The organism is Ideonella alba (assembly GCF_018069875.1).
Lineage (GTDB): Bacteria > Pseudomonadota > Gammaproteobacteria > Burkholderiales > Burkholderiaceae_C > Ideonella > Ideonella alba.
Genome location: NZ_JAGQDF010000004.1, coordinates 54,354 through 68,323, shown reverse-complemented (window position 1 = coordinate 68,323; position 13,970 = coordinate 54,354). Strand labels below are relative to the sequence as shown.

The following is a 13,970-nucleotide window of genomic DNA, read 5'->3' as shown; positions in this document are numbered from 1 at the left end:
TGGCGGCGCTGCACTACAGTCGGTCCATCACCTCTTCGCGCACACCGACATGAGCGACGTCCCCGCCGACATCTACACCGAGCCGAATCCGATCAACGTCGACACGCTGGCGTGCCTGGGCCCGCTCGCCCGCATGGCCGGCGTCTGGGAAGGCCGGCGCGGGCTGGACGTGAAGCCCAAGGCCGAGGGCCCGAAGAAGCAGGCCTTCCACGACCGCATCGAGCTTCAGCCGATCGACCCGGTCACCAACGGCCCGCAGTTGATGTACGGGCTGCGCTACCACCAGTTCGTCACCAAGCCCGACAACATCAAGACCTACCACGACCAGGTGGGCTACTGGCTGTGGGAGCCGGCCACCGGCCAGGTGATCCACACGCTGACCATCCCGCGCGGCCAGACCGCGCTGGCCGGCGGCCTGGTGGCGCCCGACGCCGTCCAGTTCGAGCTGACCGCCACCCAGGGCCTGGACACCTTCGGCATCTGCTCGGCGCCCTTCCTGGATGCGGCCTTCAAGACGGTGAGCTTTCGCATCCAGGTCACGTTCAACCCGGATGGCAGCTGGACCTACGACGAGGACACGGTGCTGAAGATCCGCGGCCAGGACGAGTTGTTCCACCACACCGACCGCAGCACGCTGACCAAGGTGGCCGAGCCCACGCCCAATCCGCTGGCGCGGGGCTGAATGCGGGGCTGAGCGCGGGGCTGAAGGCGCTATCGGTTCGCGGCCACGAAGGCCGCGTCCAGCTCCTCGCGGGCGCGCTGCACGCCGTTGTCGGCGGCCAGCTTGAGCCACTTGTAGGCTTCGCGCCCGTTGGCCGGCACGCCGGCACCGTGCTTGAGCTGCCAGCCCCAGCGCAGCTGGGCAAACCAGCGGCCGCCTTCGGCCGCCATGCGGTTGAAGCGCGCGGCCTCGGGCATGTTCTGCGGCACATGCTGGCCGATGAACAGCGCCTCGCCCAGGTTGTCGGCGGCCAGTACCGAGCCGGCCTCGGCCCCCGCACGCAGCATCGGCAGGGCCCGTGCCACGTCCTGGCGCACACCGTTGCCGGTCATCAGCAGGCCGCCCAGCACACCCTGGGCATCGGCTTCCTTCTGCTCGGCCGCCTTGCCCAGCCACACCACCGCCTGATCCACGTCCTGCGCCACGCGCACGCCCTCGAGCAGATAGACGCCCCAGTCGAACTGCGCCCGCGCCAGCCCGTGCTGCTCGGCCGCCTGGCGAACGAGTGCCAGCCCGCGCGGCACATCGGGCGGCCCTCCCAGGCCGCGCACCAGCATGACGCCGCCGTTGCTCATGCCTTCGGGCACGCCGGCCTCGGCCGCCTGCAGGTACAGGGTTCGTGCCCGGACGTCGTCGCGCGCGCCGCCCTCGGCATGCGCCAGCATCTCGGCCAGTTCATAGGTCGCCAAGCCAAAACCCTGCTGTGAGGCCAGCTCCAGCAGCCGCCGCGCCTCGGGCAGGTCGCGTGGCAGGCTGACGCCCGAGCGCAGCTGGGTGGCCACCGCCCATTGCGCGTAGCGTTCGCCCCCGGCGGCCGCCTTCTGCAGCCATTGCATGGCCAGCGGCGTGTCGGCCCGCAAGCCGCCTTCGCCCTTGAACTGGGCGATGCCGTACTGCAGCTGCGCCCGAGGCACACCGGCCTCGGCGCCCAGCTTCAGCCAGCGCACGGCCTGGTCCAGGTCCTTCGGCGTGCCGCCCTGGCCAAACAGGTAGGCCTCCCCCAGGACTGTCGCCGCTTCAGGATGGCCGGCGGCGGCGGCCTTGCGGAACCAGCCCATGGCCGCGGCATCGTCGCGCGCCACGCCGCCGAAGCCCCCGGTGAACAGCAGCCGGCCGGCGTTCCACATCGATTCACGCTGGCCGGCGGCGGCTTCGCGCAGGATGCGCCTGGCGGTCTCGGGCTCGCTCTCGCGCACCCGCATCACTTCGGTGGTGCTGGACTCGATGGCGCGCGGGCCATCATCGTCGGCGCCGCTGTAGCTGGGAGACGCCGGGCCCGTGCCGCTGCTGCGGCGAGCGCTGCTGCCCGTCGAGCCGCCATTGCCGCCGGACGGCGAATAGGTGGCGCGGCGCGTTTCGTCGTTGCGCCGACTGGCCCGCTCGGCGTCGGCGCGGAACTGGTTGGCCATGCGCTGACGGTTGGCTTCGTCGGCGTCGCGACGGTAATAGCCCATGGCCTGGGCGCGGGTCTGAGCGTCGGCCACTGCAGTGGTGCAGCCCAGCACGGCGGCCCACAGCAAGGCGCGCAGCAGGGAGCGCTTCACTTCAGGTCACCGTCCCACACGAAGTGGTCGGGGCTGGCCACGCCCAGCTGCATCGCGGCCAGGATCTTCTTGCGCCATTCCGGCCCCTCGTAGTCGGGCCGGAGATGGCTCTTCTGGAACTTCGCCGCGATCGTGGTGCGCAGCGCCGGATCGGGCCGGGTGCCGAAGTCCATCATCCACGTCACTTCCTCCTTGCCCACGGAGCCGGTGGACACCGAGGAGTACAGCGTCAGCGTGCCGCCGTCGATGCCGTTGTCCTTGAAGTTGGCCACCTTGTAGCGGCCGCCCGACTGGCTGACGATGGTGTTGATGGCCTTCAGCACCTCCACCGGCGAGCGGTAGCCCTCGCCCACCAGGCGGTTCTTGGCGCCATCGTGGCCGTTCACGGCGGCCATCACCGACCAGTAGTGGCCCTCGTCGGCCTGCGCCGGCAGGTCGCTGCGGCCCTTGGTGAGGACGATGCCGAGGTTGTTCATGGCGCTGGCGTTCTTGGCCTTGGCGGCCTGCCGCCACCAGCGCACCGCTTCCTTGCCGGAGGCGGCGGTGCCGATGCCGTTGTCCACCATGTAGCCGACATAGTTGGCGGACACGGCATCGCCGGCCTCTGCTGCGCGCTGGTACCACTTCAGCGCCGCAGCGGGGTTCTTGTCGATGCCGATGCCGTCCAGATACATCCAGCCGGCCCGGTTCATCGCCGTAACGTTGCCGCCTTCTGCGGCGCGCTCAAACAGGCGCAGGGCCGCCACCTGGTCTTTCGGAACCGGCCCACCTCCCTCCAGGTGCTCTTCGGCCAGTTGCAGTTGCGCGGCGGGAAAGCCTTCGGCCACCAGGGCGTCCAGCAGCGCCTTCGCGGCGGGCAGATCATTGGCCTTGCGCAGCTTGTGAAATTCGGCCAGCCGCTGTTCCTGCTCCGGCGTGCCCGCTCGGGTCTGCGCCAGCGCAGCAGACAGCCCGGCGGCACACAGACACAGGGTCAGCAGGGTTCGACCCAGCCGGGCCCAGACGGGGTTGGTGACGTTCATGGTGGCGACCTCGCAAGCGGACTCTTGGGGCCACATCCAGCCCCTTGACGCCATACGCAGATCGGCCGGCCCGAACGGGTCATCGACCAGGGCCTTCGCAAGCCTTCCACCAATGTGAACAGGCCCTATCCACTTCTCAGTGGCAGCGGTGCAAGATTGGCGCGCCCGGCTGGGATCGAACCAGCAACCCCTGGCTTCGGAGGCCAGTACTCTATCCATTGAGCTACGGGCGCAGCGCAGGAAGCCGCGGATTCTAGCAGCGTCAAGCCGGCGTCAGGGTTGACCCAGGGGCGCAGCCTATAATCGCGGGTTGATGTTCCCCGGCCTGCGGGGACCGGTCTGACAACCCCATCCCTGCCCCCGAGGATCCCATGCGCGACGTTCACACCCCGGCCCGTCAACGCGGCGAGGCCAGTTCCAAGAACCTGGTCACCCTGGCGGTGGTCGCCCTGCTGGCGGTGCTGGTGGGCATCTTCTTCCTGCCCAACAACAAGAAGATGAGCGACAGCTCGGACGAAGCCCAGGCCATTGCCGAGCGCCTGCAGCCGGTGGGCCGCGTGGAAGTCAAGGCCGCGGCCGGCGGTGGCGCTGCGCGCACCGGCGAGGAAGTCTTCAAGGCCGTGTGCTCGGCCTGCCACACCGCCGGCGCACTGGGCGCGCCCAAGTTCGGCGATGCGGCCGCCTGGGGCCCGCGCATCAAGACCGGCTACGAGGCGCTGCTGACCTCGGCGCTGAAGGGCAAGAACAGCATGCCGGCCCAGGGTGGCGGCGACACCTCCGACCTGGAAATCGGCCGCGCCGTGGTCTACATGGTGAACAACGCCGGCGGCAAGTTCGACGAGCCCAAGGCCCCGGCCGAAGCCAAGTAAGCCCGCGCCCGCACCGCGATCAAGGCCGCCCCAGGGGCGGCCTTTTTTCATGGCTGCGGGTGCAACTGGTAGCCGAAGCGCGCCGGCATCTGCGCGAACGGCAGTTCGGCCAGCGGCCAGTCGCCGCGCTCCAGCGCGTCGGACGCGGCCAGCATGTCCTGCGGGTGGACGATGCCGAAGCCGAGGTCGGCTTCCAGGAACAGCCGGCCCGCCTCGTCCAGCCAGGCCTGGCGCGCCTGTGCGGCCAGGCCGGTGTGCGACTGCAGCGCGCCGCGCTCATCCACCCGCCACACATGGGGCGCGGCCTCCAGCGTCACGTACACCCGCTGCGGGCCGTTCTGGAAGTACCAGGCGCCCTGGGCGTCGGCCTCGTAGTTGCGGTGGATGAAGGCGCGCAGCTTGTCGTGGCGGATCGCGCTGCCCTTGACCTGCGGGAAGGGCCCGGCGCGCTGGATGCGCTCGTCGCGCATGAACCAGTCGCCGCGCGCGTCCAGCGCCAGCCAGTCGTGGCAGGCGGGCACGTTGGGCCACTTGGCCAGCGCGGCCTTGACGATCTCGTCCATGGGCACAGCTTACGCGTGATCGGCCAGCCAGGCGCTCACCGCCTGCGGCATGGCCGTGACGTGGCCGGGGAATCGGCCGCTGGCAAAGCCCACATGGCCGCCGTGCGGCGGCTGCCACAGCGTCACGCAGCGGCCCACCTCGTGGGCGCGCGGCAGGCAGGCGGCGGGCACGAAGGGGTCGTTCAGCGCATTCACCACCAGCGCCGGGATGCGGATGGCCGCCAGGTGCGGCTTGGCCGAGGCACGGGTCCAGTAGTCGAGCGCTCCCTGGAAGCCGTGCACCGGCCCGGTGAAGACCTCGTCGAACTCGAACAGCGTGCGCGCGGCGCGCAGGCGCTCGCGGTCGAACAGGCCCGGGTGCTGCTCCCACTTGGCCAGCGCCTTGGGCAGCATGCTGCGCAGGAACATCGGCGTGTAGACGCGCCGGTTCAGGCCGCGGCCCAGCGCCAGGCCGCCGGCCACCAGGTCGATCGGCGAGCACACCGCGGCCACCGCGGCGGCGGTGGCGGCCGCGCTGTCGCCGCTTTCCTGGGCCCAGCGCAGCAGCGCATTGCCGCCCAGCGAGATGCCCACCACCCGCAGCGGGGCGGCGGCGCGCTGGCGCAGCCGGGCCAGGATCCAGCCGATCTCGGCGAAGTCGCCCGAGTGGTAGGCGCGCGGCGCGCGGTTGAGTTCGCCCGAGCAGCCGCGGAAGTGCGGCACCGCGAAATGCCAGCCGCGGCTGCGCGCCACCTCGGCAAAGGCCAGCGCATAGGCGCTGGACGAGGAGCCCTCCAGGCCGTGGAACAGCACCAGCCAGGGCGCGTCGGGGGCCGCGGCGGGATGGAGGAAGTCGACATCGACGAAGTCGCCGTCCGGCGTGTCCCAGCGCTCGCGCGCGAAGGCCGGGCGCGGTCCCAGGTGGTGGCGCGCCCACAGCGCCGGCCAGATCGTCTGCGCGTGGCCGCCGGGCAGCCAGCGCGGCCCGCGGTGGCCCTGCATCAGTGCAGCACCGACGGGGTCTCGACCAGCTCGGGCGGCTCGTGCGCCGTGCCCGGGCTGGCGTGGTGCATCACCAGCCGCCAGCCCTGGGCGGTCTTGGCGTAGACATTGGTGGCCATCACGTAGCCGGTGCGCACGCCTTCGTCGGTGCGCAGCTCGACCTGCTCCACCACGCTGTGCACCGCGCTGTCCATGGTGTGGATGCGCCGCACATTGCTGGGCTGCACATGGATCGGGCCGTTGCTGAACACCGCCTCGAAGGCCACGCGCACCGCTTCCCAGCCCACCATGCGCGGGCCGCCGGGGTGGATGCACACGACCTCGTCGTCCTCGGCCCACAGCGACATCAGCTTGTCGAGGTCGGCCTCGCGCAGCGCCTCGTAGAAGCGCTGCTCGGCGTCATCGGGCGATGCCAGCAGCATCGCGGTCTGGGCCTTGCCGATGCGGGGCATGGTCAGCGGAAGACCACCGTGCGGTGGCCGTTCATCAGCACGCGGCGCTCGACATGCCAGCGCACCGCGCGGGCCAGCACCACGCATTCCACATCGCGGCCCACGGCGGTCAGGTCCTCGGCCGACAAGGAGTGGTCCACCCGCGCCACGTCCTGCTCGATGATCGGGCCCTCGTCCAGATCAGGCGTCACGTAGTGGGCGGTGGCGCCGATCAGCTTCACCCCGCGGGTGTGCGCCTGGTAGTAGGGCTTGGCGCCCTTGAAGCTGGGCAGGAAGCTGTGGTGGATGTTGATCGCCCGGCCGCGCAGCGCCTGGCAGAACTCCTGCGACAGGATCTGCATGTAGCGCGCCAGCACCACCAGGTCGATCTGCTCGGCTTCGACGATGGCCTCGACCTGGCGCTCCTGGGCGCGCTTGACCTCGGCACTGGAGCCGCCGGCCAGCGGCAGGTGGTGGAAGGGCAGGCCGTAGCTGGCGGCCAGGTCGGCGAAGGTGGTGTGGTTGCTGACGATGGCGCGGATGTCCATCGGCAGCTGGCCGCTCTTCCAGCGGAACAGCAGGTCGTTCAGGCAGTGGCCGTGCTGGCTGACCATCAGCAGCACGCGCGGGCGCTCGTCCACCGCGTGGAAGCGGGCGTCCATCGTGAACTGGGCGCGCACATGGCCGAACAGCTTGTCCAGCGTGTCCACGCTGGCCAGGTGCTCGGGCGCCTCGAAGTGCACGCGCATGAAGAAGAGGCCGGTGGCGCCCTCGTCCTGCACGTCGCCGAACTGCTGCGAGTCGATGATGTTGCAGCCGGCCTGGTACAGCAGGCCCGAGACGCTGTGGACGATGCCCTTGGCGTCCGGGCAGGACAGGGTGAGGATGAATTCGTGCGGCCGGCTCATGGGGGCGTGATTGTAAGGACGCCCTGGCCAGGACGACCCGCCGCAGGCGCCGCGCTCAGGCGGGCCGGCTCACTCTTGCGGACGGATGCGGCCGATGACCCAGCAGGCCATGGCGATCAGCAGGATCGCGCCGCTCTCGTACAGCAGGATCGACGGGTCGGCCTCCTTGCCCTGCAGGATGATCAGCCGTGCCAGCGCGGTCATCGCAATGAACAGCGGGATCGTGATCGGGATGCGGTGGCTGGCGTAGAAGGCGCCGAGCATGCCCAGCACCTCGGCGTAGATGAACATCAGCAGCAAGTCCTTCAACTCGACCCGGCGCAGCTCCAGCAGATGGAACACCTCCTGCCCCATGGCCACCACGGTGAACAGCGCGATCAGCATCAGGAAGGCCTTCTCGGTGCCTTCAAGGACGGACTTGACCGACAGGGACATGCGCGACTCCGGACAGGCCTGGGATGGCCTGCAATGTAGGCGCGGAGCGAATGACCTAGAAGACGGCGTGGTCGCCGCGCTCGTCGCTGCGCTCGCCGGCGAGCAGCTGGCGGTAGTGTTCCGCCAGCGTCTGCCGGCCGGTGGCGGGCGTGGCCTGGGCGTCGTAGCGGCCGCTGGCCGCATCTAACACCAGCATTGATTCGGTCGCGTAGTAGCGGCCGATGCGGGCCAGCTCGGCCTTGGCCGCCATCGCCGGCCAGACCCGGCCCAGCGTGCCCAGCAGGCCGACCACGCCGTCCAGCAGCGCCACCGGCACCTGGCGAAAGCGCGGCGGCCGGCCGGCCAGCGCGAACAGCAGCTCGCCCTGGGCGCGCGGCGTGATCGCCTCGCCCGGTCCGCCGATCGGCAGGATGCCGCGGTGGCCGGCGGGGTCGTCCACGCAGTCGGCCAGGTACTGCGCCAGGTCCTGGTTGCCGATCGGCTTGCAGGCGGTCAGCGTGCCATCGCCGAACACCAGGAAGGGCTGGCCGCGGCGCACCCGCTCGACCTGGCCCGACAGCGACTTGAAGAAGGCGGTGGGCCGCACGATCGCGTGGTCCAGGCCCGAGTCGATCAGCTCGCGCTCCAGCGCCAGCTTGGCATGCTGGAAGGCCAGCCGGGGTTTCTGCACGCAGATCGCCGACAGCAGCACCACCCGCGCCACGCCGGCCTGGCGCGCCAGACGCAGCGCCTGGGCCGGGGCGCGGTGCTCAATCGCCCAGGCATCGGCCGGGGCGCCGTGGCGCGAGGCCAGGCAGGACACCAGGGTGTCGAAGCGCTGGCCGGCGAAGCCGTCGCGCGCCAGCGAGTCCGCGTCCGTGACATCGCCCGCGCGCCAGTCCACGCCAGGGAGCTGGCGCGCCAGATCGGCGGGCGTCAGGCGCCCCTGCACGCCAGCGCGTGGCCGCACCAGGGCGGTGACCTGGTGACCGCGGTCGCGCAGCGCCTGCGCGGTGGCCAGACCGATGGTGCCGCTGGCACCGAGCAGGAAGATGCGCTGGCCCATCAGTGGCCGGCGGGGGTGGGCGGGGACGGGGTCACCGCCCGATCGTAGTTCAGGCCGTCACCGCATGCACCGCCTCCAGCGGCAGCAGCTTTGGCGCGGCCCAGACCTGCCGCGCGGTGGCCTCGCCGTGCGGCCCCAGCAGGCGCTCGGCCCAGGCGGCGAGCAGCGTGTCGTCCACCGGGTGCGGGGCAAAGGCCAGCCGGCTGCTGACCCGCGCCACGCGCGCCGAGGGCACGCCGGCCGCGCGCATCGCCTGCACGAAGCCGGTGGCCGCCGCGCCCTTGCGGAAGGCGCGCAGGTTGGCCTGCACGATGCGCTCGCCCTTGGGCTCGAACAGCGTCTGCAGCTGAGCCTCCAGCGCCTCGCGCGGCAGGGGCAGCAGCGGCGCGGCGGCGCCCAGCACCACGGTGTTCTGCGCCTTCACCGTGCCGGCGGCGTGGGCCAGCCGGGTGGCGTCCACCGCCACCAGGTTCGGCAGCGAGAACAGCACCGTCAGCATCGTCTCCAGGTCCGGGTAGTGGTCGATGTTGACCAGCGGGGTCACGTCGGTCACCACCGTGCCGTCGGTGCGCAGCAGCGGCGTGTAACGCAGCGCCTCGAGCGGCTCCACCGCGGCCACCAGCGCGGCCGAGCCGGCGGCGATCAGGTCGCTGGCCACCGGCTGGTCCGACAGCCGCACGCAGGCCGACACCGCACCACCGCGCTGCGCCATGCCGTGCACCTCGGACTGCTTGATGTGCAGGCCGGCCGCATGGGCCGCCTGGTCGATCACCCAGGCGATCGACAGCACGCCCTGGCCGCCCACGCCGCCCAGCACCAGATCGAACCTCATTCGGTCACCACCGCGATGTCGCCCCTGGCGTGCCTGAGCGCCTTGATCTCCTTGGCGTAGGTGACGCAGGCGCGCCGCGCGATGATCACCGACAGGCCCTCGTAGGCCAGCTCCTGGCGGATCACGGCCACCGTGTGGTCCTTCTGGTGGCGCGTGGGCTCGACCACGCGGATGTGCGCGCGCGGCACGCCCAGGCCGGCCACCAGGTCCACCACCTGCTCGTCGGTGGCGGCGGTGGGCTGGCCGCCGGTCATCGCGACGATCGAGTTGTCGAGGATGAAGACCTTGATGTTGACCTTCGCCTGCACCGCGTCGAGCAGCGGTGCCAGGCCGGAGTGGGTGAAGGTGCCGTCACCGATCACGCACAGCGCCGGGCTCATGCCGGCGTGCGCGGCGCCGATGGCCATGCCGATCGACGAGCCCATGCACAGGCAGGAGTGGATCGCACGCAGCGGCTCGAGCGTGCCCAGCGAGTAGCAGCCGATGTCGCCCATCACCCGCACGTCCTCGCCCAGCTCGGCGATGACTTCCTTGATGGCCAGGTAGGTGTCGGTGTGCGGGCACTTGTCGCACAGGCGTGGCGGGCGCGGCGCCAGCACCGCGGCCAGGCCCGGCACCTGCAGCACCGGGGCCACCGGCCGGCCGAAGGCGCGGCGCACCAGGTCCTGGTTCAGCTCGCCGGTGCGCGGCAGCGCGCCGCTGAGCTTGCCCAGGATGCGCCGCTCGCGCATCAGGCCCAGCGCGCTGACCTGGCGCTCGATGAAGGGGTAGCCCTCCTCGACCACGGTGACCTCGCTGGACGCGTCGAGCAGTTCACGGATGCGCGCCACCGGCAGCGGGTAGGCGCCGATGCGCAGCAGGTTGTAGCCGGCCAGGTCCTCGCCCAGCGCCTCGACCAGGTAGTTCCAGGCGATGCCGCTGACCAGGATGCCGGGCCGGCCCTGGCCGGTGATCTGCAGCCGGTTCACCGCGTGGCTGGCGCTCCAGTCCTGCAGCGCGGCCTGCTTGTCGACCAGCGCCGCGTAGGCCCGGCGGGCGTTGGCGGGGATCAGCGTGAAACGATCGGGGTCGGGCACCCAGTGGGCGTCGTTGGGGGCGCGGCGGGTGCCGGCGCGCACCGCCGAGCGGCTGTGCGCCAGCCGGGTCACCAGGCGCAGCAGCACCGGCAGCTGCAGCCGCTCGGACAGCTCGAAGGCCTCGCGGGTGAAGTCGTAGCACTGCTGCTGGTCGGCCGGCTCCAGGCAGGGAACCATCGCGAAATCGGCGAAGAAGCGCGAGTCCTGCTCGTTCTGCGAGCTGTGCATGCCCGGGTCGTCGGCCACCACGACCACCAGGCCGCCATGGGTGCCCGACACCGCCACGTTCATGAACGGATCGGCCGCCACGTTCAGGCCCACGTGCTTCATCGCCACCAGGGCGCGCCTGCCGGCGTAGGACACGCCCACGCCTTCTTCCAGCGCCACCTTCTCGTTGGTCGACCACAGGCCTTGCACCGGCAGGCCCAGGGCCCGGGCCTGGGCCTGGAGGGTCTGGAAGATCTCGGTCGAGGGGGTGCCCGGGTAGGCATAGGCGGCGCTGAGGCCGGCGTCGATCGCGCCGCGGGCGACGGCTTCGTCGCCGAGCAGGATCTGGTCGTCGGGGGCGGTGGGGTCCATGCGGGTGGTTCCTGGGCAGGCCCGCGGACAGGCGGCGGGAATGGCCCGCAGTATTCGGACTCCGGCGATCGCGGAGGTTGACCAGGGACAAGCCCTGCGAATCTCGGGGCGGACGGACGACCTCCGGGCCGCGCTCAGATCGGGTAGATCAGCGAGTTGGGGATCATCTCGCTGTCGTACACGCACACCCGCTCGGCGAATCGCCAGCCGGCGGGGGTGTGCACCACGCGGTCGAGGTAGCGGCCGACGTTGAACACCGTGCTGAGCTGGGACAGCTTGGTGCGGAACACCGCGTAGTTCGCCTCGCAGCGCAGGCCCGCGTCGTCCTGCGACAGCAGGCGCGGCAGGCCCACCACATGGCGCTGGTAGTAGGGGTCGTGGAAGAGCGTCTCGCGGATCGCGTACACCCGGTCCTGCAGCATCGCGCGGCTGTCGAAGGCCAGCGTGGCCAGCGGCAGGCCGCGCTCGAAGTTCTCGCGCGGCACGATGCGGTAGACGCAGTCCTCGGTGAACAGCGCCACCCAGGCGTCCCAGTCGCCCGCGTCCACCGCGGCGGCGTAGTCGGCATGCAGCTGCGCGATCTCGTACAGGGTCTGCGCGTTCATTCGCCGGCCTCCATCACCTCGCGCCAGTAGCGGTACATGCCGCGGATCAGCGTCTCGGTCACCATGTGGCCGGTGTCGCCTACGTCGCGCCCGCCCAGCTCGGCCAGCGTGTGGCCGCCAGGGGTGCTGTCGAAGGCCTGCTGCGAGAACTCGATCACCTCGCCGTCGTCGGCCGAAACGAAGCCCGCCGGTCCGAACAGGTTGGCCTGGCGCAGCCGGCGCTCGGTCATCGCCGCGTCGTCGTCGGCAAAGCCGAAGTGCGTCCACTCGAAGAAGAAGGCGCCGTGGCCGTCGGGCACGATCTGGCGGGTCGAGACGCTGTTGACCTGCTGCTGCAGGATCACGCTGGGGAAGACCGTGGTCATCACGGCCGTCGGCCCACCCCACCAAGGCTCCGGCACGATGTCCAGAAAGCGCGGGTCGTTGAGCTGCATGCGCGACTTGAAGCTCGACACCGCCGTGACCTGCCCGGCCTCACCGGCCTGGCCGCGGGTGGAGATCATCGCGGCGTGGCGGTGGCGCGCGTCCATCTTCAGCGCCGACTCGTTGTCGGCGCGCCAGAGCCCGAAGGTGACGAACCAGGTGTGCAGCAGGCCCGGGTGGTAGGGGTCCTTGATGTTCTCCTGCATCAGCTTCCAGTTGCCCGGGATGTGCTGGCGGTTGTAGCCCAGCAGCTTCAGCGGCCGGCCGTTGAACAGGCGGTCGTAGTAGCCCAGGATGGTCGGGCCCAGGTAGTCCTCGAAGCTCTCCACGCCATGGTCGAAGGAGGCGAACACCGCGCCGCCTCGGCGCGCCACCTTCAGCCGCGTCAGGCCATGCTCGGCCGGGCTGAAGTCGGCCGGCATGCCGCCATGCACCTGGTCGCCCTTGCGCACGCCGCGCTGGAAGGGCACGCCCTTGAGGCTGCCGTCCAGGCCGTAGCCCCACTGGTGGTACGGGCAGACGAAGTTCTTCGCCCGGCCGTGGCGCTCGCGGCAGAAGCGCATGCCGCGGTGGGCGCAGACGTTCTCGACCACATGGATCTCGCCGTCGGCGCTGCGCGTCATGATCACCGAACGCTCGCCGATGCTGGTGCGCTTGAAGTCGCCCGGCTCGGGCACCTCCACCTCCAGGCCCACATAGCACCAGTGGCCCTGGTAGAAGAAGCGCTGCAGCTCGCGCTGGTGCAGCTGCTCGTCGGTGTAGACGCCGAACGGGATGCGGTGGGTGCCCTCGGAAGCCCAGGGCGGCAGGGCGGTGGTGGGGGTCATGCGAGCCTTGCGTTGGATCAAGGCACGCATGATCGGCAATCCTCGGTCATCAGCCAATAGAATTTCACGAATAGTCCGTATTCACCAAATCAATACACATGGGCGCCCCGACCAGCGACCTGAACCTGTGGGTGGTGTTCGACCAGCTGATGCGCACGCGCCAGGTCTCGCGGGCGGCGCTGGCGCTGGGGCTGTCGCAGCCGGCGGTCAGCAATGCGCTGGCCCGGCTGCGGCGCCAGCTGGGGGACCCGCTGTTCGTGCGCACGCCCACCGGCATGCAGCCCACGCCGCGCGCCGAGGCCATGGCCCCGGCGGTGCGCGAGGCGCTGGCCCGGCTGCAGGAAGCCGGACAGGCCCAGGCGGCCTTCGAGCCCACGCACAGCACGCGCGAGTTCCGCCTGGGCCTGAGCGACATTGGCGAGATCTACTTCCTGCCGCCGCTGATGCAGCACCTGGCGGCCCAGGCGCCAGGGATCCGCGTGTCGACGCTGCGCCAGCCCAGTGCGCAGATGGCCGAGGCGCTGGCCGGCGGCCAATTGGACCTGGCGATCGGCCTGCTGCCGCAACTGCAGCGCGGCTTCTACAAGCGCCAGCTGTTCGACCAGCGCTATGTGTGCCTGATGCGCAGCGGCCACCCGCTGGCCAACGCGCCGTTGAGCGCCGAGGCCTTCGAGGCCGCCGAGCACCTGCGCGTGCTGGCCGAGGGCACCGGCCACGGCCAGGTCGACGAGGCGCTGGCCCGTCACGGCCTGCGCCGCCGCGTGCGCCTGAGCGTGCCGCATTTCGTGGCGGTGGGTCACCTGCTGGCTGGCACCGATCTGCTGGCCACGGTGCCTGAGCGCCTGGCCCAGGCGCTGCAAGGACCGTTCGGCCTGGTGCAGCTGCCGGTGCCCGCACCGCTGCCGGCGGCAGCGATCAGCCTGTACTGGCATGCCCGGCAGCACCAGGACCCGGCCAACCGCTGGCTGCGCGCCACCCTGGCCGCCCGTTTCGGTGCGCCGGCCGGTCCGCCGGCCTGAGCTTCCGGCGCGATCCACCCGGGGGTATGCCCTGGCGGCACGAATAGAGGGGTTTAGACCTGTTTGCTTTGGGGGCTTGTGGCGGCCGAT

The 13,970-nt window shown here is 71.0% G+C and carries 15 protein-coding genes and 1 tRNA gene; 3 read left to right on the top strand and 13 right to left on the bottom strand.

The annotated features are described in order from the left end of the window. The first annotated feature begins 49 nt into the window (after window positions 1–49). Entirely contained in the window at window positions 50–682 is a 633-nt protein-coding gene (locus KAK07_RS07705; protein WP_210860014.1) for an FABP family protein, read from the top strand. A 29-nt stretch (window positions 683–711) separates the two neighbouring features. Here KAK07_RS07705 and KAK07_RS07700 read toward each other — a convergent pair whose 3' ends face one another. From KAK07_RS07700 to KAK07_RS07690, 3 genes are all read right to left on the bottom strand, one after another. Beyond that, window positions 712–2,265, bottom strand: a complete 1,554-nt coding sequence (locus KAK07_RS07700) for a tetratricopeptide repeat protein (RefSeq protein ID WP_210860013.1) — start codon at window positions 2,263–2,265, stop codon at window positions 712–714. Beyond that, entirely contained in the window at window positions 2,262–3,287 is a 1,026-nt protein-coding gene (locus KAK07_RS07695; protein ID WP_210860011.1) for a tetratricopeptide repeat protein, read from the bottom strand. Before KAK07_RS07695 ends, KAK07_RS07700 begins: the two co-directional genes overlap by 4 nt. A gap of 157 nt (window positions 3,288–3,444) precedes the next feature. Then, window positions 3,445–3,520, bottom strand: a tRNA-Arg gene (locus KAK07_RS07690). Window positions 3,521–3,658: 138 nt separating this feature from the next. Here KAK07_RS07690 and KAK07_RS07685 point away from each other — a divergent pair. Beyond that, the gene (locus tag KAK07_RS07685) at window positions 3,659–4,156 is read left to right on the top strand and encodes a c-type cytochrome (protein ID WP_210860009.1); all 498 of its coding nucleotides are present in this window, start codon (window positions 3,659–3,661) and stop codon (window positions 4,154–4,156) included. A gap of 47 nt (window positions 4,157–4,203) precedes the next feature. On the opposite strand, the gene KAK07_RS07680 is transcribed toward KAK07_RS07685, so the two are convergent. The 10 genes from KAK07_RS07680 to KAK07_RS07635 all read right to left on the bottom strand — a co-directional run bounded on the left by KAK07_RS07680 (window position 4,204) and on the right by KAK07_RS07635 (window position 12,861). After that, window positions 4,204–4,719, bottom strand: a complete 516-nt coding sequence (locus KAK07_RS07680; RefSeq protein ID WP_210852604.1) for a DUF2946 family protein — start codon at window positions 4,717–4,719, stop codon at window positions 4,204–4,206. Between the two features lie 9 nt (window positions 4,720–4,728). Further along, window positions 4,729–5,700 carry a YheT family hydrolase gene (locus KAK07_RS07675; protein WP_210860007.1) on the bottom strand — a complete coding sequence of 324 codons (972 nt, stop codon included), beginning with the start codon at window positions 5,698–5,700 and terminating at the stop codon, window positions 4,729–4,731. Next, a complete protein-coding gene (locus KAK07_RS07670; protein ID WP_210860005.1) occupies window positions 5,700–6,152 on the bottom strand; it encodes a YybH family protein in 453 nt (150 codons plus the stop codon). Before KAK07_RS07670 ends, KAK07_RS07675 begins: the two co-directional genes overlap by 1 nt. 2 nt (window positions 6,153–6,154) lie before the next feature. Next, window positions 6,155–7,039, bottom strand: a complete 885-nt coding sequence (gene purU, locus KAK07_RS07665) for a formyltetrahydrofolate deformylase (RefSeq protein ID WP_210852598.1) — start codon at window positions 7,037–7,039, stop codon at window positions 6,155–6,157. A 69-nt stretch (window positions 7,040–7,108) separates the two neighbouring features. Further along, a complete protein-coding gene (locus KAK07_RS07660; RefSeq protein ID WP_247664284.1) occupies window positions 7,109–7,474 on the bottom strand; it encodes a phosphate-starvation-inducible protein PsiE in 366 nt (121 codons plus the stop codon). 55 nt (window positions 7,475–7,529) lie between these two features. Beyond that, complete coding sequence (locus KAK07_RS07655; RefSeq protein ID WP_210860003.1) at window positions 7,530–8,519, bottom strand: NAD(P)H-binding protein; 990 nt, start codon at window positions 8,517–8,519, stop codon at window positions 7,530–7,532. Between the two features lie 49 nt (window positions 8,520–8,568). Further along, window positions 8,569–9,351, bottom strand: coding sequence for an indolepyruvate oxidoreductase subunit beta (locus tag KAK07_RS07650; protein ID WP_210860002.1), 783 nt, complete (start codon window positions 9,349–9,351; stop codon window positions 8,569–8,571). Continuing rightward, entirely contained in the window at window positions 9,348–11,006 is a 1,659-nt protein-coding gene (locus tag KAK07_RS07645) for a thiamine pyrophosphate-dependent enzyme (RefSeq protein ID WP_210859994.1), read from the bottom strand. The genes KAK07_RS07650 and KAK07_RS07645 overlap by 4 nt, the downstream gene beginning before the upstream one ends. Before the next feature lie 134 nt (window positions 11,007–11,140). Beyond that, window positions 11,141–11,611, bottom strand: a complete 471-nt coding sequence (locus KAK07_RS07640) for an aromatic-ring-hydroxylating dioxygenase subunit beta (protein WP_210852584.1) — start codon at window positions 11,609–11,611, stop codon at window positions 11,141–11,143. Continuing rightward, entirely contained in the window at window positions 11,608–12,861 is a 1,254-nt protein-coding gene (locus KAK07_RS07635; protein ID WP_210860436.1) for an aromatic ring-hydroxylating dioxygenase subunit alpha, read from the bottom strand. The genes KAK07_RS07640 and KAK07_RS07635 overlap by 4 nt, the downstream gene beginning before the upstream one ends. Before the next feature lie 98 nt (window positions 12,862–12,959). On the opposite strand from KAK07_RS07635, the gene KAK07_RS07630 reads away from it, so the two are divergent. After that, window positions 12,960–13,880, top strand: a complete 921-nt coding sequence (locus tag KAK07_RS07630; protein ID WP_210859992.1) for a LysR family transcriptional regulator — start codon at window positions 12,960–12,962, stop codon at window positions 13,878–13,880. Window positions 13,881–13,970: the final 90 nt, after the last annotated feature.